General features: G+C 66.3%; 24 protein-coding genes. 17 read left to right on the top strand and 7 right to left on the bottom strand.

Annotated features, from left to right (window positions below):
* The first annotated feature begins 55 nt into the window (after positions 1 to 55).
* On the top strand, positions 56 to 724 hold the full coding sequence (locus LTA6_RS01860; protein WP_341975762.1) for an endonuclease/exonuclease/phosphatase family protein: 669 nt from the start codon (positions 56 to 58) through the stop codon (positions 722 to 724).
* Between the two features lie 189 nt (positions 725 to 913).
* Here the strand turns inward: LTA6_RS01860 and LTA6_RS01855 are convergent, their stop codons facing one another.
* Together LTA6_RS01855 and LTA6_RS01850 are read right to left on the bottom strand one after the other, a co-directional pair.
* Positions 914 to 1,912 carry a hypothetical protein gene (locus LTA6_RS01855; RefSeq protein WP_407358513.1) on the bottom strand — a complete coding sequence of 333 codons (999 nt, stop codon included), beginning with the start codon at positions 1,910 to 1,912 and terminating at the stop codon, positions 914 to 916.
* Positions 1,913 to 2,235: 323 nt separating this feature from the next.
* Positions 2,236 to 3,207 (bottom strand): GlxA family transcriptional regulator, encoded by a 972-nt coding sequence (locus LTA6_RS01850; RefSeq protein ID WP_407358512.1) that lies wholly within the window; start codon positions 3,205 to 3,207, stop codon positions 2,236 to 2,238.
* A gap of 70 nt (positions 3,208 to 3,277) precedes the next feature.
* Here LTA6_RS01850 and LTA6_RS01845 point away from each other — a divergent pair, with 70 nt between their 5' ends.
* From LTA6_RS01845 to glmM, 4 genes are all read left to right on the top strand, one after another.
* Positions 3,278 to 4,030 carry an MBL fold metallo-hydrolase gene (locus tag LTA6_RS01845; protein WP_407358511.1) on the top strand — a complete coding sequence of 251 codons (753 nt, stop codon included), beginning with the start codon at positions 3,278 to 3,280 and terminating at the stop codon, positions 4,028 to 4,030.
* 200 nt (positions 4,031 to 4,230) lie between these two features.
* Entirely contained in the window at positions 4,231 to 4,677 is a 447-nt protein-coding gene (gene rplM / locus LTA6_RS01840; RefSeq protein ID WP_407358510.1) for a 50S ribosomal protein L13, read from the top strand.
* 27 nt (positions 4,678 to 4,704) lie between these two features.
* The gene (rpsI, locus tag LTA6_RS01835) at positions 4,705 to 5,190 is read left to right on the top strand and encodes a 30S ribosomal protein S9 (protein ID WP_341975757.1); all 486 of its coding nucleotides are present in this window, start codon (positions 4,705 to 4,707) and stop codon (positions 5,188 to 5,190) included.
* A gap of 14 nt (positions 5,191 to 5,204) precedes the next feature.
* Positions 5,205 to 6,563, top strand: a complete 1,359-nt coding sequence (glmM, locus tag LTA6_RS01830; RefSeq protein ID WP_363544744.1) for a phosphoglucosamine mutase — start codon at positions 5,205 to 5,207, stop codon at positions 6,561 to 6,563.
* A gap of 199 nt (positions 6,564 to 6,762) precedes the next feature.
* Here glmM and LTA6_RS01825 read toward each other — a convergent pair whose 3' ends face one another.
* A complete protein-coding gene (locus LTA6_RS01825) occupies positions 6,763 to 7,710 on the bottom strand; it encodes a Ppx/GppA phosphatase family protein (protein WP_407358509.1) in 948 nt (315 codons plus the stop codon).
* Positions 7,711 to 7,761: 51 nt separating this feature from the next.
* On the opposite strand from LTA6_RS01825, the gene LTA6_RS01820 reads away from it, so the two are divergent.
* Positions 7,762 to 8,280, top strand: a complete 519-nt coding sequence (locus LTA6_RS01820; RefSeq protein WP_341975754.1) for a VanZ family protein — start codon at positions 7,762 to 7,764, stop codon at positions 8,278 to 8,280.
* On the opposite strand, the gene LTA6_RS01815 is transcribed toward LTA6_RS01820, so the two are convergent.
* Positions 8,253 to 9,725 (bottom strand): hypothetical protein, encoded by a 1,473-nt coding sequence (locus LTA6_RS01815; RefSeq protein ID WP_407358508.1) that lies wholly within the window; start codon positions 9,723 to 9,725, stop codon positions 8,253 to 8,255. The two genes, LTA6_RS01820 and LTA6_RS01815, sit on opposite strands and share 28 nt — an antisense overlap.
* Before the next feature lie 40 nt (positions 9,726 to 9,765).
* Positions 9,766 to 10,548, bottom strand: coding sequence for a glycosyltransferase family 2 protein (locus LTA6_RS01810; RefSeq protein WP_363544755.1), 783 nt, complete (start codon positions 10,546 to 10,548; stop codon positions 9,766 to 9,768).
* Between the two features lie 64 nt (positions 10,549 to 10,612).
* Here LTA6_RS01810 and LTA6_RS01805 point away from each other — a divergent pair, with 64 nt between their 5' ends.
* Positions 10,613 to 11,071 carry a GtrA family protein gene (locus LTA6_RS01805; RefSeq protein WP_407358507.1) on the top strand — a complete coding sequence of 153 codons (459 nt, stop codon included), beginning with the start codon at positions 10,613 to 10,615 and terminating at the stop codon, positions 11,069 to 11,071.
* 107 nt (positions 11,072 to 11,178) lie between these two features.
* Here the strand turns inward: LTA6_RS01805 and LTA6_RS01800 are convergent, their stop codons facing one another.
* A complete protein-coding gene (locus tag LTA6_RS01800) occupies positions 11,179 to 12,624 on the bottom strand; it encodes a polysaccharide biosynthesis tyrosine autokinase (RefSeq protein ID WP_407358506.1) in 1,446 nt (481 codons plus the stop codon).
* A gap of 80 nt (positions 12,625 to 12,704) precedes the next feature.
* Positions 12,705 to 14,081, bottom strand: coding sequence for a polysaccharide biosynthesis tyrosine autokinase (locus LTA6_RS01795; RefSeq protein ID WP_407358505.1), 1,377 nt, complete (start codon positions 14,079 to 14,081; stop codon positions 12,705 to 12,707).
* Between the two features lie 113 nt (positions 14,082 to 14,194).
* Between LTA6_RS01795 and LTA6_RS01790 the strand changes: the two genes are divergently transcribed.
* From LTA6_RS01790 to LTA6_RS01745, 10 genes are all read left to right on the top strand, one after another.
* A complete protein-coding gene (locus LTA6_RS01790; RefSeq protein ID WP_407358504.1) occupies positions 14,195 to 15,352 on the top strand; it encodes a hypothetical protein in 1,158 nt (385 codons plus the stop codon).
* Between the two features lie 338 nt (positions 15,353 to 15,690).
* Positions 15,691 to 17,499: a nucleoside-diphosphate sugar epimerase/dehydratase gene (locus LTA6_RS01785; protein ID WP_341975746.1), complete on the top strand. Its 1,809-nt coding sequence runs from the start codon at positions 15,691 to 15,693 to the stop codon at positions 17,497 to 17,499.
* Positions 17,496 to 18,629 (top strand): DegT/DnrJ/EryC1/StrS family aminotransferase, encoded by a 1,134-nt coding sequence (locus LTA6_RS01780; protein ID WP_407358503.1) that lies wholly within the window; start codon positions 17,496 to 17,498, stop codon positions 18,627 to 18,629. Before LTA6_RS01785 ends, LTA6_RS01780 begins: the two co-directional genes overlap by 4 nt.
* On the top strand, positions 18,629 to 19,624 hold the full coding sequence (locus LTA6_RS01775; RefSeq protein WP_407358502.1) for an ATP-grasp domain-containing protein: 996 nt from the start codon (positions 18,629 to 18,631) through the stop codon (positions 19,622 to 19,624). The genes LTA6_RS01780 and LTA6_RS01775 overlap by 1 nt, the downstream gene beginning before the upstream one ends.
* Entirely contained in the window at positions 19,617 to 20,327 is a 711-nt protein-coding gene (locus LTA6_RS01770) for an HAD family hydrolase (protein ID WP_341975743.1), read from the top strand. Before LTA6_RS01775 ends, LTA6_RS01770 begins: the two co-directional genes overlap by 8 nt.
* Positions 20,324 to 21,535 (top strand): polysaccharide pyruvyl transferase family protein, encoded by a 1,212-nt coding sequence (locus tag LTA6_RS01765; protein ID WP_407358501.1) that lies wholly within the window; start codon positions 20,324 to 20,326, stop codon positions 21,533 to 21,535. The genes LTA6_RS01770 and LTA6_RS01765 overlap by 4 nt, the downstream gene beginning before the upstream one ends.
* A 1-nt stretch (position 21,536) precedes the next feature.
* On the top strand, positions 21,537 to 22,220 hold the full coding sequence (locus tag LTA6_RS01760) for a sugar transferase (protein ID WP_341975741.1): 684 nt from the start codon (positions 21,537 to 21,539) through the stop codon (positions 22,218 to 22,220).
* Positions 22,217 to 23,440, top strand: coding sequence for a glycosyltransferase family 4 protein (locus tag LTA6_RS01755; protein WP_341975740.1), 1,224 nt, complete (start codon positions 22,217 to 22,219; stop codon positions 23,438 to 23,440). Before LTA6_RS01760 ends, LTA6_RS01755 begins: the two co-directional genes overlap by 4 nt.
* A gap of 61 nt (positions 23,441 to 23,501) precedes the next feature.
* Positions 23,502 to 24,548, top strand: a complete 1,047-nt coding sequence (locus LTA6_RS01750) for an SDR family NAD(P)-dependent oxidoreductase (protein WP_407358500.1) — start codon at positions 23,502 to 23,504, stop codon at positions 24,546 to 24,548.
* Positions 24,545 to 25,639 (top strand): NAD-dependent epimerase/dehydratase family protein, encoded by a 1,095-nt coding sequence (locus tag LTA6_RS01745; RefSeq protein ID WP_407358499.1) that lies wholly within the window; start codon positions 24,545 to 24,547, stop codon positions 25,637 to 25,639. The genes LTA6_RS01750 and LTA6_RS01745 overlap by 4 nt, the downstream gene beginning before the upstream one ends.
* Position 25,640: the final 1 nt, after the last annotated feature.

Below are 25,640 nucleotides of genomic sequence, written 5' to 3'. Positions count from 1 at the left end.
AACCGCGCGAGGTCGTCACCCCGCGTCTGGCTGAGGCGGGGTAGCGTGGAGTTCGATGAAGGTCATCTCCTACAACCTCCGCAAGCATCGGGCCGCGAGCGAGCTCGTCGCGCTCGAAGAGGCGCACGCCCCCGACATCCTGTGTCTGCAGGAGTGCGATGTGCAGGATCTGCCCGAGAGCGTCGGCGATCTCGTGATGGCGCAGGCCACGCAGGACAACCGGCTGGGACTCGCCGTCTACTACCGGGCGAACACCTTTCAGGTGCAGGAGATCCGCACGATCGGGCTGAAGAAGTCGCTGCACGACATGCTGCTGAAGCCCGCGCACGAGAGAGTGCTCGGTGTGCGCCTGCACGACATCGACAACGGGCGTGACATCATCGTCGCCTCGTTCCACGCGGCGCCGCTGACGGCATTGAACAGGCTGCGTCGTCATCAGATCCGTGCCGCACTCACCGAGCTGGCAACCCTCGGCGAGGGGTTGCCTGTGCTGATGGTCGGCGACTACAACTACCCCGTGTTCAAGGAGAACCTCAGCCAGACCGTGCGCGACCACGGGTACACGTTGAGCCTCAGCGACGACCACACGTACACGCGCTACCGCGTCTTCCGCGGGCACTACGACTTCGCCACCTCCGTCGGCTTCGACATCGAGCGCATCACCACGCTGCCGCAGGCATCGAGTGATCACCGGCCGATCCTGGTGACAGCGCAGCCGCACTGACGTCTCTCCCTCCCCGGGCATCCCCCGCGGAGTGATGCCACCGGCAGAGGACGCAGATGGTCGTCTGGAGCGCCGGGACCCGACAATCTGCGTCTCCTGCCCAGGAAGAGAGGACGAAGGTGGTCGCATGAGGCTGCGGGATGCGACCAGGTGCGTCCCCTGCCCCGCGCCCTGGCGCGCGCAGCCTGGTCAGCGGGGAGCGCCATCCCATCCGCGACGGAGGAGCGCCTTGCGCACGATCGAGATCCCCGTCGGACGAGAGCCTCGGATATGGGTCGACGTCAAGCGCACCACCTCCCAACCCGCTTCGGCGTAGGCCTGGTACTTCTCGATATCGCGATTCCATTGCGCTCGGGAAGTGCGGTGGTGGTCGCCCTCGATCTCGACGATCAATCGAGATTCTCGATAAACGACCTCGGAGATGCCGAGCAGGCGGCCATTCGAGCTGCGAATCTCGACATCGAGCTCCGGTTCCGGTAGCCCGCCCGTTGCGGCATCGAGCCGGTATTCGGTCTCCAGCGGCGACGAGCTCCCGACTCGCACCTTCTCTATTGCCGCGCGCAGACGACCGGTTCCTGGTGGACGGGGACCAGCATCGGCGGCGGCGTGCAGTTGCGTCAGCGTGGCGAGAGCAAGCTCGGGATGCTGACGACCGAAGTCATCGCGCGGGATTCGCGCCATCGCATCGCCAAGGGTGACGAGTTCGCGCACGGACAGTTCGGTGCAGAGCATCGCCCACGTCGAAGCTGGACTAGCCACGCGCAGTCCCTCGTGAGTGCGTACCGAAACCAGATGCTCGGCGATCCTTCGCCCTCGGATACCGCGGGCGCGCGGCGCTCGGCCAGGGGAGACCACTCCGACCTCGAGGTCGCCCGGGTGGTCGATCGCAGCGCCATGAAGCACGGCCGCTGTGCGGCCGCAGAAGAAGCTGCCCGCCGGCATGACTTCGGCGTAGGCATGTGCGTCACGCAGGACTCGCGCCCGCTGCTGCCGGTCGATCGACAGCGGTCCGTACTCTGCGTCGTCGCCCTCGCCCGATTCGTTGTCGACGCAGCGGCGCACGCCGTAGAACGGCGAGGCGAGATCCTTCGCGCGCAGTCGTCGCCTGGTGATCCCCTGTCCGACTGCACGCGCGGCCGAGAACTGGCGGCCGAGGTCATCGGGGAGCGGGCAGGGTGGGTGCGGCACTCCTCCACTCTCTTCGATGGATGCGCAGCATCCGCTGCCGGTATCCACGACCTGTGGAGACTCGCTCGAAGTTCTCAGTGGTGCAGGAACCGTCGTGCGCGGCTCCTGTCGTCGTCTCCAACCTGTCGCAGCCGCACGAGGGGACGCACATTGTCGCGTCCGGGCGTCGGAGGCGACAAACTGCGCCCCCTGCCCAGGACGAGGGGACGCAGTTTGCCGCAACAGATGCCCTGAGGCGGCCATCTGTGACCCCTGCTGAGGGAGGTGGGGGGGGGTGAGGGAGGAAGGGGAAGGGGGGAAGGGGAGGGTGAGTGAGGCTGACTTCAGGCAGCGCTCGTGCGGAACGCCGTGCGGTGCGCTGCCGGGCTCACGCCGAGCCGTTTGCGAAAATGCAGGCGCAGCGACACGGCGCTGCCGAAGCCGGCCAGCTCGGCGACGCGGTCGACGGAATCGACGCCGCCTTCGAGCAGGGTCCGCGCGCATTCGATGCGCTGGTCCAGCAGCCACTGCTGAGGGCTCGTGGCGGTGCGATCCCGGAATCGTCGGGTGAAGGTGCGGCGCGACAGGTGCACGGATCCCGCCCAGCTGTCGACGTCGATCGTGGTGGCGAGCCGCTCGCGGGCCCAGAGCATCGCCCGCCCGATCGGATCGTCGGCGGTCGCGGCGACGACGGGCGCGGGGATGTACTGGGCCTGGGATCCCGTGCGGTGCGGAGCGAGCACCAGACTCCGGGCGAGAGCTGCCGCCGCGAGGCTGCCGTGGTCGGAGCGGACGATGTGCAGGCAGCAGTCCAGGGCGGCTGCGGCGCCGGCCGAGGTGATGACGTCGCCGAGATCGCTCCACAGCACGTCCTCCCGCACGCGGACATTCGCCTCGCGTGCAGCCAGACGAGGCGCCGCGGCCCAATGAGTCGACACTTCGCGGCCGTCGGCGACTCCGGATGCCGCCACGACGAACGTGCCCAGGCACAGGCCGACGATCCGTGCGCCGCGCGCGTGCGCCGCACGGACGGCGTCGAGCAGCTCTTCGCTCGGATCCGTGTCGGGCCGCCAGCTCGGGATGACGACGAGATCCGCATCCGTCATCGCGTCGAGCCCCGTGTCGACCGTGATGCTGTACCCGGCGCCGGTGGGGAGCGACCCCGGAGTCTCCGCACAGACGACGACGTCGTACAGCCCCTCCACGCTGTCGAGTCCGGCGCCGCCGAACACCAACGTCGGCACCGAGAGGTGGAACGGACTGATGTGCGCGAAGGCGAGGACGGCGACGCGCAGACGTGGGCGGGAATCAGGCATGGCCTGATCTTATCGAACAATGGCATTCAGGCCACTGGATTACCGAGACCGGATGCCGAAGACTTGACTCATGACAAAGATCAACGCTCTCCTCGTCGGCGGCCCGACCCTTCACTTCACCTACGGCGGACTCGGATTCCTCACCGACCCGACCTTCGACGAGCCCGGTTCCTACCCCGGCGGCATCACGCTGCACAAGCTCACCGGGCCGGCCGTTCCGGCATCCGCCCTCGGTGCGATCGATGTCGTCCTGCTGTCGCACGATGAGCACGCCGACAACCTCGACGACGCGGGTCGTGCTCTGCTCCCGGGGGTGCCGCTCGTGCTCGGCACCGAGGGGTCCGCAACCCGTATCCCGCACGTCACCGGTCTCGCGCCGTGGCAGGAGCATCGTGTCGGCGATGTCACGGTGACGGCGGTTCCGGCGCTGCACGGTCCGGAGGGTGCCGAGGCGCTGAGCGGCCCCGTCATCGGCTTCATCCTCCAGAGCGACGGAGAGCCGACCGTGTACGTCTCCGGTGACAACGCTTCGGTTGATGTCGTCCGCGAGATCGCTGAGCGATTCCCGCGTATCGACGTCGCCGTCCTGTTCGCGGGAGCGGCGAACGTCGGTCGCTTCGGCGATTCCGACCTGACCCTGAACGCCCGCACTGCGCTGGAGGCTGCCGAGGTGCTGGCGGATGCGGTGATCGTGCCCATCCACGCCGAAGGCTGGTTCCACTTCTCGGAGACGCGTGACCGTCTGCGGCTGATGTTCGAGCTCGCCGACCGTGGCGATCGGCTGCGCCTGCTCCCGCCGGGGGAGCGCGTCACGATCGGCTGAGCCGCGCACAGTTTGAGAGTGGGGCACCGGATGGCGTATGCTGACTCTTTGGTGCCCTTCTCGGTGCGCTCTTCGGAGCAACCGGATCGGGACATCATCCGAACGTGAGCCCTCCACTGGCGTGTTCCTCCCTCTCGGGAAGAACCACCCCGGAGTGGGATTCACGAACTCCTCCGTTCGAACAAGAAAGCAGCACTATCGTGACGCGCACTTACACCCCGAAGGCCGGCGAGGTCCAGCGTGACTGGGTCGTCATCGACGCCACTGACGTCGTTCTCGGCCGTCTCGCCTCGCACGCCGCAACGCTCCTGCGTGGCAAGCACAAGCCCACCTTCGCCAACCACATCGACTCGGGTGACTTCGTCATCATCGTGAACGCAGACAAGGTCGCGCTCACCGGTCAGAAGCTCCAGAAGAAGCTGGCCTACCGCCACTCCGGTTACCCGGGCGGCCTGAAGTCGGTCACCTACGCCGAGCTCCTCGAGAAGAACCCGGTTCGCGCTGTGGAGAAGGCCATCCGTGGCATGCTCCCGAAGAACAGCCTGGGCCGTCAGCAGCTGACGAAGCTCAAGGTGTACGTCGGTGCCGAGCACCCGCACTCCGCGCAGCAGCCCCAGCCGTACACCCTCGACCAGGTCGCCCAGTAAGCGCCGTAAAGACTTAAGGACATACTCGTGGCTGACATTCAGGACACCAACGAAACCCCCCAGAACTTCTCGACGTCGACTCCCGAGACCGAAGCAGTCGAGGCGGCTCCCCGCCCCGTGCTGAGCGTTCCGGGTGCCGCTGTCGGCCGTCGCAAGCAGGCCATCGCCCGCGTGCGCATCGTTCCCGGCTCGGGCACGATCACGGTCAACGGCCGCACGATCGAGGACTACTTCCCGAACAAGCTGCACCAGCAGCTGATCAACGACCCGTTCACGGTGCTGAACCTCACCGGTGCGTACGACGTGATCGCCCGCATCTCCGGTGGTGGCCCCTCGGGTCAGGCCGGCGCGCTGCGTCTCGGCATCGCTCGTTCGCTGAACGGCGTCGACGAGGAGAACAACCGTCCGACCCTGAAGAAGGCCGGCTTCCTGTCGCGCGACGCTCGCGTCAAGGAGCGCAAGAAGGCTGGACTCAAGAAGGCCCGCAAGGCGCCTCAGTACTCGAAGCGTTAAGGTCCACTGCTCCGATGCCGATCTTTGGCACGGACGGTGTGCGAGGGCTTGCCAATGGCATCCTCACCGCCGACCTCGCGCTCACCCTGGCCCAGGCGACTGCTGTCGTCCTGGGCCAGGGCCGTACTGCCGAGGCGCGCAAGGCCGAGGGCAAGCGGCTCACCGCCGTCATCGCCCGAGACCCGCGTGTCTCCGGGCATTTCATCTCGGCCGCCGTGGCCGCGGGACTCGCATCCTCGGGCGTTGACGTCCTCGACGCGGGAGTGATCCCCACCCCGGCGCTCGCGTTCCTGGTCGCTGACCGGGATGCCGACTTCGGTGTCATGGTGTCCGCCTCGCACAACCCGGCTCCCGACAACGGCATCAAGATCTTCGCGCGCGGCGGAGTGAAGCTCCCCGACATCGTCGAGGCGCGCATCGAAGACGCGATGACCGGTGAGAAGCTTCAGCCCACGGGTGCCGGTGTCGGTCGCATCAGCCGTTTCTCGGATGCTGAGGACCGCTACGTCGTGCACCTGCTCGGCTCGCTGCCGAACCAGCTCGACGGCATCCACGTTCTCCTCGACTGCGCGCACGGCGCGGCCGCAGGCGTCTCCCCGGAGACGTTCCGGGATGCAGGCGCCGAAGTCACCGTCATCGGCGCCGATCCTGATGGTCTGAACATCAACGACGGCGTGGGATCCACCCACCTGGACAAGCTCGCTGAGGCCGTCGTTCGTCTCGGAGCCGACATCGGCATCGCGCACGACGGCGACGCCGACCGCTGCCTCGCGGTCGACGCCGAAGGCAACGTCATCGACGGCGACCAGATCATGGCGATCCTCGCGGTCTCGATGAAGGAACGGGGCCACCTCGTCGACGACACGCTCGTCGCGACGGTCATGAGCAACCTGGGCTTGCACGTCGCGATGCGCGAGCACGGCATCACGGTCCGTCAGACCGCCGTCGGCGACCGTTACGTCCTCGAGGACATGAACGCCGGCGGATACGCGCTCGGTGGCGAACAGTCCGGCCACGTCATCATGAGCGAGTACGCCACGACGGGTGACGGACTGCTGACCGGTCTGCACCTCGTCGCGGAGATGGCCAGGAAGAAGAAGTCGGCCGCAGAACTCGCCTCGGTGATGACCGTGTACCCGCAGGTGCTCATCAACGTGCGCGGCGTCGACCGCTCGCGCGTGAACGACGACGAAGGCGTGCTCGCCGCGGTCCGCGAGGTCGAAGCCGAGCTGGGCGAGACCGGACGCGTGCTGCTGCGCGCCTCCGGCACCGAGCCGCTCGTGCGCGTGATGGTCGAGGCAGCAGATGCCGAGTCCGTTCAGCGGCACGCAGAGCGCCTCGCAGACGTCGTTCGTGAGCGCCTCGCGCTCTGACAGACGTACAGAACAACGAACCGGCCGGATGCTGAGATATCAGCATCCGGCCGGTTCGCTGTCGGTCAGAACGTCGGCGGGGAATCACGATTGTCGGTCCAGAACGGCCGATTCCGCCGACAAACCGTGTTCTGAGCCGACAAAGTGCACGTCGGAACGCGGCTGCGAGCGAGGTGACGGGACGGCGCTCCGCTCGGGCTCAGCGCTCGGCGACGCCGCCCCAGGTCAGCTGCTCGATGTACCGCAGCAGCACGCCCTCGCGCAGGGCCCAGGGAGAGACTTCGAGTTCGTCGAGGTCGAGCGCGCGCATCGTCGTGTGCAGCGAGACGGCCGCGGCGACGATCTGGAAGGTGCGGTCGGGGGTGATGCCCGGAAGCTCCTGGCGGGCGGATGCGGGGAGCCGGGCCAGTCGCGGGATCCACGATCCGAGCGCGGTGCGCGGGAGCAGCATCCGATCGCTCCCCGACCATCCGGGCGCGGGGTAGCCGACGAGCCGCGCGAGCGAGCGGATCGCTTTGGAAGAGCCGACCACGTGGTCGGGCTTCGGCAGGGCGGCGAACCGGGGGAGGACCGGCGTCAGCGTCGCGGCGGCGTGTTCGCGGAGCCGTTCGACGTCGTCTTCGCCGGGCGGATCGTTGGGCAGGAACTCCACCGTCATGCGCCCGGCGCCGAGCGGAACGGATGCGGCGGCGGCCGGCACTTCTTCGGCGCCGGCGGCGATCTCCAGCGATCCGCCGCCGATGTCGAGAAGCAGCAGTTGACCGGCCGACCACCCGAACCATCGCCGCACGGCGAGGAAGGTGAGCTCGGCTTCGGTCTCGCCGTCGAGCACCTGGAGAGGCTGCCCGAGAGCCGCTTCGATGCGCGCGATGACGTCTTCGCCGTTGCGGGCTTCACGCACGGCACTGGTGGCTGTGGCGAGCAGCGCATCGACCCGCTCGGCCTCGGCGACAGCGCGCGCCTGTGTGACGGCAGCGATCAGCGCCAGGACCCCTTCCTCGGTGATCGCGCCATCGGGCGTGAGATAGCGCATCAGCCGCAGGACCGTACGGTCGCTCGTCTTCGCCAACGGCCGACCTCCTGGGCGGACGTCGGCAGCCAGCAGATGGACGGTGTTCGACCCGATGTCGAGAACTCCTAAGCGCACTGTATGAGACTATTCGTTGGGGGATCCACCCGGGGAACGAAGGAGCGCGATATGGAGATACCGCCGCGTCCCGACCTTCCAGGAGCCCGTCGAGCGCAGCGCCTGGCCGCGCAGACTCCGGTGCATACGAACCCGCACGCCGCACGACGGCGGGGCTGGATCTGGGCGGTCGCGATCGTCTACCTCGTGATCCTCGTGTACATCGTCTTCTGGCCGGAGCCATCGGACTTCGGGATCTCGCCCTGGCTGCGGCGGATCCGCGAGATCGTCCCGGCGCTCACGTCGACGCGGGTCGAATTCGTGGCGAACGTGCTGCTGTTCGTTCCCCTCGGTGCCGGTCTTGCGATGATGCTCCATCGGCATCGCTACCTCGTGGTTCCGCTCGGATTCCTCGCCACGCTGACCATCGAAGGCGTCCAGGCGCTGCTGCTCGTTGGTCGGAGCCCGACCGTCATCGACCTGATCGCGAACTTCGCGGGAGCCTGCGTCGGCCTCGTCGTCGTCGCCGCCTTCGAAGGTCTTCTCCGGCACCGAGGGCCGAGCTACTCCGGGGCGGCGCAGACCCGATAGATCGGTCCGTCGACGAGGACGTCGGTGGTGCAGGCTTCGACCGTGAGGCGCGGCGTCTCGGCCATGGCCGGTGCATCGAACAGGCCGAGATGAGTCCCCGACAGCACCACTGCCGAGGTCGGGCCTCCCCAGGGCTGGGCGGCGAGCCAGGAGATGTCGTTCTCTTCGGCCCAGGCGCGGATCGGTGCGACGGAGGCGCGCTGGCTCTCGAGCGTCTCCCATCCGGGGGTGAAGGTCGATGACGCGTGCAGCGCACCGCCGGCGCCGAGTCCGAGCACGAGGAGCGCCGAACCGGCGACCGCCGTGATGCGGGCGGGGCGAATGCGCGTCTGCCACAGCATCCGCATTCCCCAGACGGCGACGGCCGCAAGGATCGGCAGGAACGCGTACACACCCGGCGAGGGGTGGCGAACCCAGAGCGGGAGGTGGGATGCGGTGGCCCACCATCCGACATAGGCGGCGAGACCCACGATGGCCGCGAGCACGGAGTACTGGATGACCGGAGGGATGGCGGTGTCGGAGTCTGCTTCGCGGCGGCGCGCGATCATGAACCCGCCGACGATGAGGGCGGATGCCGTGAGCGCGACGAGCAGCGTGAGCCACCCCGGCAGGAACCAGGCATCGAGCAGCGTGCCGATCTTCTGCGTGATCGTGGTCGGTTCGTAGTTCTGACCGCCGCTGCGGAGGAACCCGGCGAGGGCCCGGAGGTGGTCGACGTACCCGCTCGCGCCCAGGGAGACGAAGGCGGCGACTTCGACGAGGAAGGTGGGGAGGGCGACCAGCGACAGAGGCAGCCAGGAACGCGTGAGGGTCGCACGGAGGCGGTCCATCCCACGGCCGGGCGAGAGGATCCAGAGCGCCACGGCAAAAGCGGGCAGCACGAGCAGCGCGATGAGCTTGGCCTGCACCGCGAGGCCGATGAGGAGGCCCGCCAGCCAGGCGCGCCGGGGCAGCACGACCAGGGCCCAGACGATGAGCGCGGCGGCGGGAATCTCGCCGAGCAGATCGGCCGGACCCTGGATCGGGGAGATCGTCAGCGCCGAGTTGAACGCCAGCGGCACGGCCACGGCGACGAGTGCCGCCCAGCGTCCGCCGATGCGCCGGCCGAGCACGGCCAGGCCGGCGAGGAGGAGAACCCAGTATGCGAGAGGGATGAGTCGGGCGCCGATGACCGGGTCGATGCCGGTCGTGAGGACGCCCGCGACCGGAAGCAGCACCGAAACGCCGGTGGAGATCCGAGGGTCGAAGGGCGTCAACGTCGATCCGGAGAGAGCGCCGTCGCTGGTGTAACCGAGCCCGGCGAGCAGGTTCAGCGGCACCGTCAGGTTGAACGCTTCGTCCTCCCACAGGCGCATGGTCACGAGGCTGTGCCAGCCGACGATGACGTGCGCCGCGATGAGGGATGCCGCGAGCAGCCAGAAGATCGCAGTGCGCAGGTTCTTCATGGGCTGTCCTTCGGGCATTCGCGGGGCTCGTCGGTGCGGGCTATCGCTGGGCGGGAGCCGTCGGGATGCTGCGCAGGGGAGCGCCCGGCTTGAGGGACCATGACCAGACCTCGCCGAGAGCGGCGCGTGCGAAGCGGCGCAGTCGCTGCGGCGGGAGGCTCGGTCGGGGCGTGCCGCCCCACATCGTGCCCGTCTCGGATTCGCCGCGCCGGGGGATGCTCAGCACGCGGAGGTAGCGGACGGTCAGGCCGAGACGCGCCTCGGCCAGCGAGAAGTGCACGTGCGGGACGAGAGCGTCGGCAGGCACCGCATCGAGAAGGCGGTTGATCGCCTGCGGCCGGTAGGCGCGCAGAGGAGTGTTGACGTCGGGGATGCGGCGGCCCGCGGCGACAGCGATGAGCGTGCCGACTGATGCCGTGAGGGCTTTGCGGAACCAGGGGTCGGTGCGGCCGTCGCGAACACCGTGCACGACATCGGCGTTCTCTCGCACGAGCGCCGAGACGAGCCGGGGGAAGTCTGGGCCGATGAACTGTCCGTCACCGTCGACGTGCACGAGCACGTCGGGATCGAGCATCATGCCGGCGCGGTACGCGGCGAGGGCGGTGGGGCCGTGGCCGCGGTTTGCCGGCTGACGCTCGACGTGCACGTCGTCGATGCCGTCGAGTGCTGCGGGCGTACCGTCGGTGGACTGGTCGTCGGCGACGACGAAACTGATCCGCTCCGCGACGGGCGCGAGGTGCTCGCGGATCTCGTCGATGAAGCCGCCGATGCCCTCTGCCTCGTTGTAGGCGGGCATGACGACGACGAGATGGGCTACTGGCACTGGCGGACCTCACTGCGATGCGTCGAGAGCGGACGATCGCACTCCCTTCTAGACTAATGGAGACATGGAAATTCGCTCACGCCTGCGCCGACTCGCCTCCGTCGGTGGCCGCTTCCTCATCGTCGGCGGGGTGAGCACCCTGATCGAGGTGGGTGTGTTCAACCTGCTCGTCTACGTCTGGGGCGTCGACCTCGTCTGGGCGAAGGTGATCGCGTCCCTGGTGGCACTCGTGAACGCCTACATCGGAAACCGCGAGTGGACGTTCCGTCACCGCGACAGGCGCGGCCGCGTCAACGAGCTGGTGCTGTTCGTGCTGGTGAACGCCGCATGCACCGCGCTGGGCGCAGCGCTGGTGTGGTTGGGCGTGCAGATGCTCACGGGCATTCTGGATCGGACGCCGGGGCCGCTGGGCGTCAACGTCGTCAACCTCGTCAGCATCGTGATCGTGGTGCTCCTGCGGTTCGTGCTGTACCACAAGATCGTTTTCCGGACGGCTCCCGCCGCGGCTGCACCTGCCGACTGAGGGCCGGCTGGCGCCTCCGGTCGCACTTCGTGCGGGTGCCGGGTCGCGCGGGCGACGTCAACTGTGACCGGAACGCCGCAAGGGCGACCTGGAACTCCGAGCGTGCGTCAGACGCCGGCCTTGGCCTTCGCCCGGCGTTTCGGCTTCGCCTGGGCCGTGCTCAATTCGGTCGGAGCCTGCTCGAGGGTATGCGTCGACCCGTAGGTGTACGCGCCGTAGGCGTAGCTGTCGGGGCCCTTCGTCGGCAGCATGGTGACGACGACACCGAGCATCGAGACTCCGGCGGTGTCGAGCGTGCGGATCGCGCCGGCGAGCTCCTGCTTCTTCGTCTTGCCGGATGCGGCGGCCAGGATGACGCCACGGGCCTTCTTGCCGATCACCGCGGCATCCGTCACCAGCAGCAGCGGCGGCGCATCGATGAGCACGTAGTCGAAGTACTCGCCCAGGGGCTTGAGGACCTGGTCCATCGCGGCAGAGCCGAGCAGCTCCGAAGGGTTCGGGGGAATGCGACCGCTGGGCAGCACGTACAGGTCGTTCGCGCCCCACTTCTGCAACGCATCGGGCACATCGATCCGCCCGATGAGCACGTCGGTGAGGCCGACGCCGCCCTCGATGCCGAGGTACTCGGCCACGCGAGGCAGGCGGAGGTCACCGTCGATCAGGGCGACGCGCGCCCCGGTCTCGGCGAGGGCGATCGCAAGGTTCGCGGTCGTCGTCGACTTGCCCTCACCGGGGCCGGAGCTGGAGACGACGAAGATGCGGGGGCCGGATTCGACGTTGAGGAACTGCAGGTTCGTGCGCAGCGTGCGGAAGGACTCCGCGCGCGGGCTGCGAGGATCGGCGTGCACGATGAGCGGACGCTTCGTCGCATCCGGGTCGTACGCGATGCCGCCGAGCATCGGCTTGTCGGTGATGTTCTCGATGTCGTGGAGCGTGTGGATGCGGGTGTCGAGGACGGTGCGCAGCATGGCGAGGCCGATACCGGCAGCGAGGCCGAGGATCCCGCCGAGCAGAATCAGCATGCGCACGTTCGGGCTGGTCGGCGCCGTCGGCGGCACCGACGGCTCGGTGATCGTGATCTGCACAGGGCTTGTCGTGCCTTCGGCGGCGGGCTGCTCGAGGGTGCCCTGCACTGCTGCCGAGAAGCTCTTCGCGACCTCGTTGGCGATATCGGCCGCGGTGTCGGCGTCGCCGTCGGTCACAGCGATGTCGATGAGCACCGTGTTCAGCGGAGTGCTCGCGGAGATGCGTGAGCTGAGTGCTGCGACGGACGTGTCGAGGTTCAGTTCTTCGATGACCGGCTCGAGCACGAGCGCGGTGCCGACGACGTCGACGTAGCTCGTCACCATCTGCCGCGCGAACGTGGTTCCCTGCACCAGATCACCGGTCGCGGCACCTTCGGTGCGCACCGAGACGTACAGCTGCGTGGATGCGACGTACTTCGGCTGCTGCAGCAGCGCGTAAGCGGTGCCGCCACCGAGCCCGAGCAGCAGAAGCACCAGGATGAGGATCCAGTTCTTATGCAGGATGCGCACGTAGTCGCGAAGTTCCACGAGGAATTCTCCTGAGTTCTTTCGTTCAGTTCATCGTTGGGAGCGCGGTCCGGAATGAATCCGGAACCTTCCCCGTGCGCTCATGCATTGCTGTGGTGCGCCCCATACGCGTACGTGCCGTATGCCGTCTTGTCTGCCCCGCTGGTGGGGAGCATGGTTACAACAGTACCCAGCACCCGCGAATCCGCCGCCTCGATGCGCTGCGCGGCTTCTGCGAGTCGAGGCTTCGTCGTGGAACCCGCGGCGGCGACCAGGATGGCGCCGGTGGCGAATCGCGATACCACCGCGGCATCCGTCACCAACAGCACCGGGGGCGTGTCGATGATGACGACGTCGAATGCGGTGGTGAGCGTGGCGATCAGGCTCTCCATCGCCGGCGATCCGAGAAGTTCGGCGGGGTTGGGCGGGATGGTTCCCGACGGGAGGAGGAACAGCGCACCGCGCCCCCAGCGTTGAATGATGTCGTTCACCGCGACGCGGCCGACGAGCACGTCGCTCAGGCCGACGCCGCCCTCGATGCCGAAGCGCTCGGCGACCCGAGGCAGGCGCATGTCGCCGTCGACGAGGGCTACCCGCATCCCCGATTCGGCGAATGCGATGGCCAGGTTCGCGGCCGTGGTGGTCTTGCCCTCGCCGGGGCCGGAGCTCGTGATCACGAACACGCCCGGCTCGCCGGACGGGAAGACGAAGCGCACGTTGGTGCGCAGGCTGCGGAAGGCTTCGGCGAGCGGATCCTGCGGGGCGGATGCGACGATGAGCGGCCGCGAAGCGGCATCCGGATCGTGCGCGATGCCGCCGAGCACCGGTGCCTTGACGGTCGACTCCAAGTCGGCCAGGGTACGGATGCGTGTGTCGAGCACCGTCCGGAGCATGCCGATTCCGATGCCGGCGCCGAGGCCGATGACCGCGCCGATGATCAGCGACATGCGCATGTTGGGAGCGACGGGTTCGAGGGGCACCTGAGCCGCCTGCAGCGGGATGATGCGGATGCGGAAGGCGGTGTCCTCTGCGCGCTTCTCGAGTTGTTCAGACACGAGGGTCGCGAAGCTGTCGCCGATCGCGTTGGCGATGCGAGCAGCCTGTCCGGGATTCGTGTGAGTCACCGAGATGGAGATGATCGTGCTGCGGATGCCGACGGAGGCACGCACGCGCTCGGCGAGTTCCGGAGCTGTCGTCGGCAGGCCGAGATCGTCGATCACCGGGTCGAGCACCAGAGAGCTGGTGATGATGGAGCGATAGGTCTCGACGACCTGCTGCGCGTAGCTCGTGCCCTGGGTGAGCTCGATGGCGGTCGCACCGTCGCGGGCGTTGACCGAGATCATGAGCTCGGTGGATGCCTCGAACCGCTGCGGCGTGAACATGGCGATCAGTGCCCCGCTGGAGACCCCGATCAACAGGCACGCGACGATCAGCACCAGCTGGCGTCGCAGAATCCGCACGAAATCGGGAAGATCCATGGGCGCTCCTGGTGGCGGGGAAGGGCGAGGAACAGACCGCGCGGGTATGTTCGTCTGAGGACAACTATAGGTACGCTCACGACACTGCCGAAAAGACATCACGGAAAAGCCGCATGACCACACTCGCACAGCTCTTCCCGCAGGGCCCTCGCATCGAAGAGGCGTCGACGACGTTCGACGACCACCACACCGTGCGACGGCTCACGGAGATGTTCGGTGATCCGAGCGACGACTTCGACATGACGAGGCCGCGCGCCAGTGTGCAGCGTCTGTCGCAGCTCGTCGAGGAGGCGGTGGCGGATGCCGCGCCGGCGACCATTCCCGCACCCCCGGCGTCGGCCAAGCGGCGTCGGCGTCGCCGGTTCGACGGGCTGGCCGCGGCTGCGGCCTCGCTTGCGATCGTCGGCGTCGCCACAGCGGGGATCGTCGGGGGAGTGCAGATGGCGAACGCGAGCCCTGCCGACGGGGTCATGCAGTCGCTTCGCGCGGATGAGGCGATGATCCAGAACGCCGAGCAGGCGTTCATGTCTGCGCATGACCGGCTGTCCGCGAAAGCGGTGGCGAGCGAGGCGAATGCGGCGGCGCTGCGCACCGCGGTCGACGGAGCACGTACGGCTCCCGATCCGCGGTCGACAGATGGTGCCGCGACGATCGCGATCCTCGATGCGGTGCTGGCCGACGGGATCATCGCAGAGATCGACAGGCACGCGGCGGCGGTGCAGGCGGTCGTGCTTCCGGAACCAGTCGACCCATACGTCCGCAATGACATCGACGAGGACTCGTTGTCAGAGGTCGGCGTGGCGATCGACGACGCGCAGGCCAAGCTCGCCGAGCTCGACGCGGCGACAGCTGAATTGCGTGAGGGGCGGACGAAAGTCGAAGACCTCGATGCTCAGCACGCGACGACTCTCGAAGGCCTTGCGGCATCGTTCACTGCTCTCGGCATCGAGGTGATCGAAGAGAACCCAGACGCTGAGGCGCCTCTGCGCGACGCGGTGACGGCTGCTGCCGCACACGTCGTGAGCTCGAAGCTCGGCGGTGCCGAGGGAGCAGCGGCGGTCACCGCTTACCGCGATGCAGTGGTCGCACTCGTCACGGATCAGGCGATCACGGAGGAGGAGCGCGCCGAGGCCGCACGCCGGGAGCGGCAGAACCGGCAGCAGAATCAGGAGCCCGACCCGACCCCGACCGAAGAGCCGGTCGTGCCCAATCCGGAACCGACCGCTCCGCCGGTGGAGGGCGACCCTGAGATCGGCGACGGTCTCCTCTGACCCTGCCTGGTTGAGCGAGCGCTGCGCATCCCTCCGTTCGTTGAGCGAGCCCAGCATCCCTCCCGGTCGTTGAGAGAGCCCAGCATCTCTCCCGGTCGTTGAGCGAGCGCAGCGAGACGAAACGCGCCCAAATCCCGCGCACAACTCCCCCGCCCATCGCCTGCGAAACCCACAAAGATCCCGCAGTCTTCCGCCGACATCGTGCACGGATTCTTCGACTGGGTGTGGAATCATAGGTTTCAGTGCTTGGGGGAGCGCAGAGAAAGTTGATCCATGTGGACCCGACGCTGGATGAGCCATTGATGACCGGAGAGATCTCTACCATGCAGACCAAGTCAATGGCACAGAAACGCCGACGCGGGCTCGCGGCAGCGGTCGACGGCGGAGCCTGGGCTTTCGGCATCGTGCTGGCCGTGGCCTTGCGGTTCGAGTTCATGATGGAAGCGCGCGGCTGGATCTCGACGATCCTGCTCGGATTCGTCGCAGCGGGGCTGCACATTGGTGCCGGCTACTATCTCGCGCTTTACCGGGGCCGCTATACATACGGGTCATTCGAAGAGGTACGCACCCTCGGGCTGCTCGTGCTCGCCGAGACGATCGTCATCGCGCTGTTCATCATTCCGCTCGGCCCGCTGATCGGCGTGCCCCGCGGTACCTCCTTCTTGGCAGCCCCTCTTGTGCTGCTGCTCATGTTCGGCGTGCGCTACGTCGCTCGGCTCATGATCGACCGTGCGCGCAAGCCCGGTGCCGACGCCGAGCCGGCCCTCATCGTCGGCGCGGGATACATCGCCGATCGCCTGTTGCACCAGGTCAACACCGATCCGCTGTCGCCGTTCCGCCCGGTCGGACTGCTCGACGACGACCCCGCGAAGGCCAACCTGCGCCTGCGCGGTGTCTCGGTCATCGGCCGCACGAATGAGATTGAAGCCGCTGCGCGCGATACCGGAGCGACGATGCTCATCATCGCGGTCGGCCAGGCAGACAGCGCGCTGATGCGAAAGTTCAGCGACCAGGGCGAGAAGGCGGGTCTGCGGGTTGCAGTCACCCCGACCCTGGCCAGCCTCCAATCCGGCGCGGAGTCCCCGTCCGATGTGCGCGACATCAGCATCGAAGACCTCATCGGCCGCAACCCGGTCGACACGAACGTCGAGCAGATCGCCGGGTACATCACCGGAAAGCGGGTTCTCGTCACCGGGGCGGGCGGGTCGATCGGATCCGAGCTCTGCCGTCAGCTGGCGAAATACGGACCCAGCGAGCTGATCATGCTCGACCGTGACGAAACCGGCTTGCAGATGGCGCAGTTGGGGACCAAGGGGCACGGTCTTCTCGATACCAACGAAGTCGTGCTCGCCGACATCCGTGACCCAGAGCTGATGGATCGCTTGTTCGATGAGCGTCGCCCCGAGGTCGTGTTCCATGCGGCGGCTCTGAAGCACCTGCCGATGCTCGAGCAGTACCCGGATGAGGCATGGAAGACGAACGTGCTCGGGTCGCTCAACGTCATCCGGGCCGCGCGTCGTGTCGGGGTGACGACGTTCGTCAACATCTCCACCGACAAGGCGGCCAACCCCACGAGCGTGCTCGGGCACTCCAAGCGCGTCGCCGAGAAGCTCACGGCGTGGGCGGGCGAAGAGACCGGGATGCGCTACCTGTCGGTGCGTTTCGGCAACGTCATCGGGAGCCGCGGCTCGATGCTGCCGACCTTCCAGTCATTGATCGCCGCAGGGGGCCCGATCACCGTCACGCATCCAGAGGCGACTCGCTTCTTCATGACGATTCCCGAGGCCTGCCAGCTGGTGATCCAGGCGGGCGGCATCGGCCGCGCCGGCGAAGTGCTCATCCTCGACATGGGCGAGCCCGTGTCGATCCTCGACGTCGCGAAGCGCATGATCGCGATGTCAGGGCGGAACATCGAGATCGTCTTCACCGGACTGCGTCCTGGCGAGAAACTGCATGAGGAGCTCGTGGGGCACAAGGAGAACCTGGCGCGCCCGTTCCATCCGAAGGTGTCGCACACCCGCGCCGACGTGATCACCCCCGAGCGGCTCGACAAGGCAGGCTGGGAGGCGCGGATGAAGGCGAATCCGCGGAACAACGACACCGCCATCATCGAACGACCGAACCTGGAGAAGGCTGAACGCGCGTGAGTGAACGCATCTACATGTCGTCACCTGATGTGACGCAGCTCGAAGAAGACGCCGTCGTGGCAGCCATGCGATCCGGGTGGATCGCGCCGCTCGGCCCCGATGTCGACGCGTTCGAGCGCGAGCTCGCCGACCGGGTCGGAGTGGCAGAGGGCGTCGCGCTGAGTTCCGGCACCGCCGCCCTGCATCTGGGACTCATCACGCTGGGGGTCAAGCCCGGCGACATCGTGGTGACCTCGACGATGACATTCGCGGCCACGACGAACGCGATCATGTACACCGGCGCCGAGCCGTACTTCGTCGATGCGGATGCGGCCACCGGAAACATGAACCCGGCTCTCCTGCGCACAGCGCTCGAGCGCCTGAGCGCAGACGGCGAGCACGTGGGGGCGATCGTTCCTGTCGATCTGCTCGGCAAAGCCGTCGACTACACCGAGATTCTCGCGATCGCTGACGAGTTCGGTGTGCCAGTGCTGGCGGATGCCGCAGAGTCACTGGGCGCCAGTCACGGAGGAAAGGCAGCCGGCTCATTCGGCCGCGCGTCGATCGTGTCATTCAACGGCAACAAGATCATGACGACCTCGGGCGGCGGGATGCTGCTCACCGATGACGCTGCGTTCGCGCAGCACGTGCGCTACCTGGCCACGCAGGCGCGTCAACCGGTCGTTCATTACGAGCACACCGACGTGGGCTATAACTACCGCATGAGCAACCTCCTCGCGGCCCTCGGGCGGGCGCAGCTGTCGCGTCTGGACGGGATGATCGCGAAGCGCCGTGAGATGCGCGAGCAGTACAAGGGGCTCTTCGCCGACGTCGCCGGTGTCGAGGTGTTCGGCGGAGACGGTGACGGCGACGACAACGTGTGGCTGACGTCGATCCTCATCGATTCGGACACCACGGGTTGGACGCCGCAAGAGCTCTCCGCGGCGCTCGCCGCAGACAACATCGAGAGCCGCCCCCTGTGGAAGCCGATGCACAAGCAACCGGTGTTCGAGAACTACCGCGGCGAGATCGACGGTACTTCAGAGGCGCTGTTCGAGCGCGGGTTGACGCTTCCGAGTGGATCGGCGCTCAGTGACGGTCAGCGCGAGCGGGTCATCAGCGCGATCTCCGAGTTCCTGGCGGGACGCTGATGGCGGGTGAGACCGCGAGGACGTCCTGGCTGCTGTCGAGCGCCGGACGTCGTGGGTCTCTCGTCAACCTGCTGAAGCAGCAGCCGATGCATGGCGATCGATCGCGCGTGATCGCGACCGATCGGTCGGAGTTGTCTGCCGCAGGACGGCTGGCCGATGTGTTCGAGCAGGTGCCCTCCGTTCGGGATGAGGCATTCATCCCACGGACGCTGGAGATCGCGCGACTGCACGACGTCGGGGTCATCATCCCCACCATTGATCCCGAGATCGAGGTGTACGCGAATCATCGGGACGAGTTCGCAGAGCAGGGTGTCGACGTCTGGGTGTCGAGTCCCGAGGTGTCTCGGTTGGGGTGGGACAAGTGGGCGCTGTATCAATGGTTGAGAGAGCAGGGCCTGCCCACCGTCGAGACGTTTGAGGTCTCCGATCTGCCGACGGGGGCGCTGACCGGCGCCGTCGTGGCGAAGCCCCGTTCCGGCTCGTCGGGAATCGGTGTGGTGCTCGCGGACTCTGTCGAAGCGCTGAATGTGGCAAACCTCGACGAAAGCTACATCATCCAGTCTCGCGCGCCCGGCTTCGAAGTCACAGTGGATTTCGCGGTCGGCCGCGACGGCCGGGTCCTCGGGATCGTGCCGCGTCGGCGCATCGAGGTGCGAGGCGGGGAAGTCTCCAAGGGCGTAACCGTCGACTATCCCGCCGTGATTGAGGTGGCACGCCAGGTTGCGACACGCCTTCCCGGTGCGTATGGCGCGCTCAATGTACAGGTTTTCTACGAGCCGTCCACGGGCGAATTGAACATCATCGAGATCAACCCGCGTTTCGGCGGCGGATACCCGCTCGCTCACCTCGCCGGCGCGAACTTCTTCGACGCGTTGCTGCGAGACGGGCGCGGAGAGGATATCTCCGAACTGGAATGGAATCCGGGAACCCTTCTTCTGCGGTATGACACCGAGGTCATCGTGTCGGGTTTCGACATCCGGAGCCTCGATGCCTGATCGTGTCTATGTGTTCGACCTGGACGACACGCTCTACCTCGAGCGCGATTATGTTCAGAGCGGGTTCGCACATATCGGCAACGTCGCGCGCGACCTCTACGGCGTCGACGGCGTTGGTGATCACGCGTGGTCGCTTTTCGAGAAGGGCGTTCGCGGGAACACATTCGACCTCATCGTCGATCGGTTCTCACTGCCCCCAGAAGCGACTCGACTCCTCATCGGGGAGTATCGCGATCATGATCCGGTGATCACGTTGCAGCCCGATGCGCAGTCGTATTTGAGCAATCTTCCCGACGATGCCGTCGGGACCGGTGTCATCACAGACGGATATGCCGGAGGGCAATGGCGCAAGCTGCGCGCCCTGAAACTCGACGCAGTCCTCGACAACATCGTTGTGACGGGCGAACACGGCCAGGACTGGACGAAGCCCAGCGAGAACGCGTTCCGTCTCATCGAATCGAAGTTCTCGCGGCCTGGCATCGAGTTCGTCTACTTCGGAGACAATCCCAAGAAGGACTTCCACGCTCCGCGGCAGTTGGGATGGCGCACCGTCCGTGTCCGACGCCCGCTCGGCCTGCACTACGCCGTCGATGACGCCTTCGCCGTCGACGAGACGATCTCGACGTTCCCTACGACCGGTGCGTCAGCACAAACCCCGGTGGGCGTTCCGTCCAGCCGTGAGAGAGGAAGACTGCCGCAGTGATCGGATTCACAGGGCCGTATTCGGATGTCAACTTCGGTGACTACGCGATGCTCGTCAACAACGTGTATGAGCTCGACGCCAAAGATGCCATCGTCTTCGTTTACGACAGGCCGTTCGTCGAGAGGATCCGCGACGACTACTTCGCGGATCGCAACGTGCGTCTCGTCGAGATCGCGCTGCGTCCTGGTGCATTCTCTGAGGGCCGTGACACCCAGCACCTGACCCCGATGGAAATCCTGCGGGAGATCGAGAACATCGACGAAGTGACCGCAGCGGTCGCCGAAATGGACACGTTGTACGTCAACGGGGGCGGCTACTTCAACTCCCTGTGGACACAGCCGCATCGCATCGAGCGGCTGATCCAGATCATCGCGCCTACTCTCGTCGCGGCGACGATGAACATCCCTGTCGTCTTCACCGCGAACGGCTATGGACCATTCCGAGGGGATACGGAGTTCTTCGCGAGCTTCTTCGGTTCGCTGCCGAACGCCCGATTCGGCGCGAGAGACACGATCTTGTCGCCGCACTGGCTGAATCAGGCAGGTGTCCAGCCCGACCGGATCCACACTCTGCCGGATGATCTGCTCTTCATCGACGAACGCCTCACCCCGAAACAGGAGCCGCGGGCTGGCAAATACGTGGTGATGGAGACGTATCTGCCGACCGCGTTCATCACGGAGAACTTCGCGCACTTCGAGCGCTTCTCCCAGCGCATGGCGCACGACCACGGGCTCGGGGTCGTCTTCCTCCCCTTCAACCTCGGTCATGGCGGTGTCGACCAAGGAGCGCTTCTTGCGGACCGACTCGACGACGTCGAGATGTTCGACATCACCGGGCGCGGCTACCTGCCGATCGAAGACGCGGTCGCGCTCGTGAGCGGTGCGGAGCTGGTCATCTCCAGTCGATATCACGCCGTGATTCTCGCGCTCTCTGTGGGAACGCCCTTCGTCAGCGTGCTCAAGGATGTCCTCGGGGACAAGCAGTACTACTACGGCAAGAACGTGGGCGCGCTCGAAGGCGTGCTCGAAGGACAGCCGCACGACCTGCGGGACTACTTCTTCATGGACTACGTCGAGGCGCTGGATGCCGTCGTCGATGACTTCGCCGGCATCACCCGACGTCAGCGCGAGAACTACTCCGCCGCGTTCCCTCGCACAGGTGCGAAGCTGCGCTCGGCACGCGAGGCGTATCTGAACGGAGACAGCTGAGATGGGCGCACCTTCAACGCGGACGGCCGGGTCACGTTTCTACGCTCGGTTCGGCAAACGGGTTCTCGATCTCTTCGGGAGCGCGATCGCCATCATCGTGCTCTCGCCTGTCCTGCTGGTCACCGGAGTCCTGGTGAAGACGACCTCGCGCGGACCGGTCTTCTTCTTTCAAGAACGTCCGGGTCTGCGCGCGCGAACGTTCCGCATCATCAAGTTCCGCAGCATGCTCACGTTCGAGGACAGCTACGACGACGAAGGCAACGAGCTCACCAATGACCAGCGCGTGACGCGGGTCGGAGCGATCATGCGGCGGACGAGCATCGACGAGCTCCCGCAGCTTTTCAACGTGTTCCTCGGTGACATGTCGCTCGTGGGCCCGAGGCCGGCGTTGCCGTACCAGGTCGAGCGGTACGACGCGACGCAGCGGAAGCGCATGGACGTGAGGCCAGGGATGACCGGTCTTGCTCAGGTCAAGGGTCGCAACTCTCTGAGCTGGGAAGAGAAGATCGCCATGGATCTGGCGTACGTTCGCCATGTGAGTCTCGGACTCGACCTGAAGATCATGGTGAAGACTGTCAACGTCGTCGTGTCAGGCTCGGGACTTCGCTTCGAGAAGCACGATGAGCTGAGTGCGCACAATGGCGACCTCCGCCGGCACATCGGAGAAAGGAAGGATGGCGAATGAAGATCGCCATCATTTCGCAGTACTTCCCGCCGGACAAGCCGGGACGGATCGCAGACGAACTCTCGCAAGAGCTTGCGCGTCGAGGGCATTCTGTTCGGGTGCTGACTGCTTTCCCGCATTACGACACGGGGAAGATCCCGCCAGGGGTCCGTCAGCGGTGGCGCCATGTCGAGTCTCGGGGCGCCGTCAAGGTCCGACGCGTGCCGATCTTCGCAAGCCATTCCCGCAACGCCATCGGCAGGATCGCCAACTACCTGAGCTTTCCCTGGTCCGCCCGATTCGCCTCGTCATTCGTGAAGGATGCGGACGTCATCTACGTGCACGGCACCCCAGCGACGCCTGCGCATGCCGCCTACGTCTGGTCGAAGAAGTTCGGCATCCCCTACCTCTTCCACGTGCAGGACATCTGGCCGGAGTCCGTGACCGGCTCGGGCTTCCTCCCTGCGCCCGTTGGGAGATTCGCGAACGCCGCCATCAACCGCTGGCTGCGCAAGGTCTACGCGTCGGCGTCCGCGGTGGTCGCAATCGCTCCCAGCGCGCAGCAGCTCTTCGTCGAGCGTGGTGCCTCGGCTGACCGAGTGCATCTGGTGTACAACTGGGCTCGCGACACAGAGCGCAGGGCGGCAGTGCCCACGAGTGAGCGCCCGGGATTGACCCTGTTGTACGCGGGCAATCTCGGAGTGTTGCAAGACCTCGAAACCGTTCTGCAGGCTGCGGGGCGAGTGCGAGACCTCGAAGATTTCCGCCTCCTCATAGCGGGTGGCGGCGTGCTGGAGGGTCGGCTGAAGGAACTGGCGGATGAGCTCGACCTCAACGAGAAGGTCGAGTTTCTCGGCAAGTTGAGCCCCGAGGACGTCGTCGGCGCGTACGAGCAAGCGGATTTTCAGATCGTGTCCCTCAAGCGGCTGGATATCTTCGCCGGCAATATCCCGTCGAAGTTCCAGGCCGGCCTTGTCCATCAGGTCCCGGTCATCACGACCGTCGCGGGAGACGTCTCACGGCTGGTCGTCGAGAACAGCCTGGGTCTGGTTGCTGAGCCCGAAGATGTCGAGTCGCTCGCGAACGCATTCCGCGAGGCGCACGCAACGACCTTCGTCGAGAGGCAGGCACTTCGCGCACGCGCCCGCGCGTTCTACGACGAGCACCTCACGAAGGAGCAGGCCGTGAGTGCGATCGAAGCCATCTTGACCTCGATCGCGGCGAACGACGACCGCAGATGAGGCCCCCGAGAATGTCAACGGCGAACGCACACGAATCGCGATCCCACGGAAGAAGAGAAGAATGACGACGTACGCAGGCAGGAAGATTCTCGTCACCGGTGGAACCGGTTCGTTCGGCCACACCGTGGCACGGAAGCTCCTCGAAAGGGATGTGGCGGAGATTCGCATCTTCAGCCGCGACGAGGCCAAGCAGGACCTCATGCGGCACGAGATCAAGGACAGTCGCCTGCGCTTCTACGTCGGTGACGTCCGTGATTACGAGAGCGTGGATCGCGCGACGCGCGATGTCGATTTCGTCTTCCATGCTGCGGCACTGAAACAGGTGCCGTCCTGCGAGTTCTTCCCGATGGAAGCAGTACGGACCAACGTGACGGGCAGCGAGAACGTCGTGCGTGCCTCGGACCGGAACGGCGTGACGTCGCTCGTGTGTCTGAGCACCGACAAGGCTGTTTATCCGGTCAACGCGATGGGCATGTCGAAGGCGCTCATGGAGAAGGTCGCCCAATCGCACGGGCTCAACAATCCGAACGCCGCGACGACGGTGTCGTGTGTGCGCTACGGGAATGTCATGTACTCGCGTGGCTCGGTGATCCCCCTGTTCATCCGCCAGCTCAAGGCAGGCAAGAACATCACGGTCACCAACCCCGATATGACGCGCTTCATGATGTCCCTCGCGCATTCCGTCGACCTGGTGGAGTTCGCGTTCCAGAATGCGCAACAGGGAGATCTTTTCGTGCGCAAGGCGAAGGCATGCTCGATCGGGTCCCTCGCCCAGGCAGTGCTCAACCTGTTCCAGTCCAAGGCATCCGTTGAGGTCATCGGCACGCGGCACGCCGAGAAGTTGTCGGAGGCCCTCGCTACACGCGAAGAGCTCGCTCGCGCGCGCGACATGGGGGACTACTTCCGGGTCGAGGCGGACAAGCGCGACCTCAACTACAGCTTGTACTTCGAAGAGGGCGACGTCGCGCAGAACAAGTTCGAGGACTACGACTCCCACACGGTCGCGCAGATGTCCGTCGAGGAAGTGGAACAGCTCCTGCTCACGCTGCCCGAAGTGCGTCAGGAACTGCGCCTCGCCGGAATCGTCGCAGAAGAGCCCAGCGCGTGACTCGTTACGCCGTTTCCGGAGCCGGCGGCTTCCTCGGCTGGCATACGAGGGCAGCCCTCCGAGAGTCCGGAGTGACGGTGGATGCCGTCCCGGTCGGAGATGCCTTCGACGCCGAGCGGGCTCTCGCCGCCATCGACGGCAGCACTCGCGCTGTGCACATCGCCGGTGTCAACCGTGCCTCCGATGAAGAGGTGATGGCCGGGAACATCGGATTCGCGGAGCAGTTCGCCGCCGCGCTCCGCGCCGCGGCCAACCCGCCTCCGGTCGTCGCGTACGCGAATTCGACCCAGGTCGGCAACGGTTCCGTCTACGGCGAGGCGAAGGCACGCGCCGCCGAGACACTCGCGGCGGCAGCGCGTGACATCGGTGCCGAATTCGTGAACGTGTCGCTGCCCAACCTCTTCGGAGAGCATGGGCGCCCCTTTTACAACGCGGTCACGTCGACCTTCAGCCACCTGATCGCGAAGGGCGAAAGCCCGACGGTCGAGAACGACAAAGAGCTCACCCTGCTCCACGCGCAGAACGCCGTGGATCTGCTGACGGGGACGGCTTCCGTCGACCGGCAGGCCGATCTCGAAGTCGTCGAAACCGTGTCGGGCCTGCTCGCTCGTCTGCAGGGTTACGCCGCGTTGTATCGCCAGGGCGAGATCCCCGATGTCGACAGCGACTTCGACCGGGACCTCTTCAACACCTACCGCTCGTTCACGTTCCCGGAGCAGAGCCCGATCTCGCTGACCAGGCACGCAGATGCACGCGGATCGTTCTTCGAGATCATTCGGTCGCACGGCGGTCCGGGGCAATCGTCATTCTCAACGACCGTGCCCGGTGTGACCCGAGGTGACCACTTCCATCGGCGCAAGATCGAGAGATTCACGGTTCTGCAAGGACGGGCACGCATCTCCTTGCGGCGCTTGTTCTCCGATGAGGTCGTCTCTTTCGATGTCTCGGGCGATGCGCCAGGTGCCGTAGACATGCCGACGATGTGGGCCCACAACATCACGAACGTGGGGAGTGAGACTCTCTACACCTCGTTCTGGACGAACGACATCTTTGACCCTCAGAACCCCGACACGATTGCCGAGGTAGTGTGAC

The organism is Microbacterium sp. LTA6, assembly GCF_045690355.1.
Taxonomy (GTDB): domain Bacteria; phylum Actinomycetota; class Actinomycetes; order Actinomycetales; family Microbacteriaceae; genus Microbacterium.
This window is presented reverse-complemented; position numbering and strand designations above follow the sequence as displayed.

Bases quoted from the DNA above. Each gene is read 5' to 3' on its own strand.
- LTA6_RS01790 (WP_407358504.1), top strand. From the start codon at position 14,195: ATGACCACACTCGCACAGCTCTTCCCGCAGGGCCCTCGCATCGAAGAG.
- glmM (WP_363544744.1), top strand. From the start codon at position 5,205: ATGCCGATCTTTGGCACGGACGGTGTGCGAGGGCTTGCCAATGGCATC.
- LTA6_RS01860 (WP_341975762.1), top strand. From the start codon at position 56: ATGAAGGTCATCTCCTACAACCTCCGCAAGCATCGGGCCGCGAGCGAG.
- LTA6_RS01785 (WP_341975746.1), top strand. From the start codon at position 15,691: ATGGCACAGAAACGCCGACGCGGGCTCGCGGCAGCGGTCGACGGCGGA.
- LTA6_RS01820 (WP_341975754.1), top strand. From the start codon at position 7,762: ATGGAGATACCGCCGCGTCCCGACCTTCCAGGAGCCCGTCGAGCGCAG.
- LTA6_RS01815 (WP_407358508.1), bottom strand. From the start codon at position 9,725: ATGAAGAACCTGCGCACTGCGATCTTCTGGCTGCTCGCGGCATCCCTC.
- LTA6_RS01770 (WP_341975743.1), top strand. From the start codon at position 19,617: ATGCCTGATCGTGTCTATGTGTTCGACCTGGACGACACGCTCTACCTC.
- LTA6_RS01845 (WP_407358511.1), top strand. From the start codon at position 3,278: ATGACAAAGATCAACGCTCTCCTCGTCGGCGGCCCGACCCTTCACTTC.
- LTA6_RS01755 (WP_341975740.1), top strand. From the start codon at position 22,217: ATGAAGATCGCCATCATTTCGCAGTACTTCCCGCCGGACAAGCCGGGA.
- LTA6_RS01805 (WP_407358507.1), top strand. From the start codon at position 10,613: ATGGAAATTCGCTCACGCCTGCGCCGACTCGCCTCCGTCGGTGGCCGC.
- LTA6_RS01750 (WP_407358500.1), top strand. From the start codon at position 23,502: ATGACGACGTACGCAGGCAGGAAGATTCTCGTCACCGGTGGAACCGGT.
- LTA6_RS01760 (WP_341975741.1), top strand. From the start codon at position 21,537: ATGGGCGCACCTTCAACGCGGACGGCCGGGTCACGTTTCTACGCTCGG.
- LTA6_RS01775 (WP_407358502.1), top strand. From the start codon at position 18,629: ATGGCGGGTGAGACCGCGAGGACGTCCTGGCTGCTGTCGAGCGCCGGA.
- LTA6_RS01795 (WP_407358505.1), bottom strand. From the start codon at position 14,081: ATGGATCTTCCCGATTTCGTGCGGATTCTGCGACGCCAGCTGGTGCTG.
- LTA6_RS01850 (WP_407358512.1), bottom strand. From the start codon at position 3,207: ATGCCTGATTCCCGCCCACGTCTGCGCGTCGCCGTCCTCGCCTTCGCG.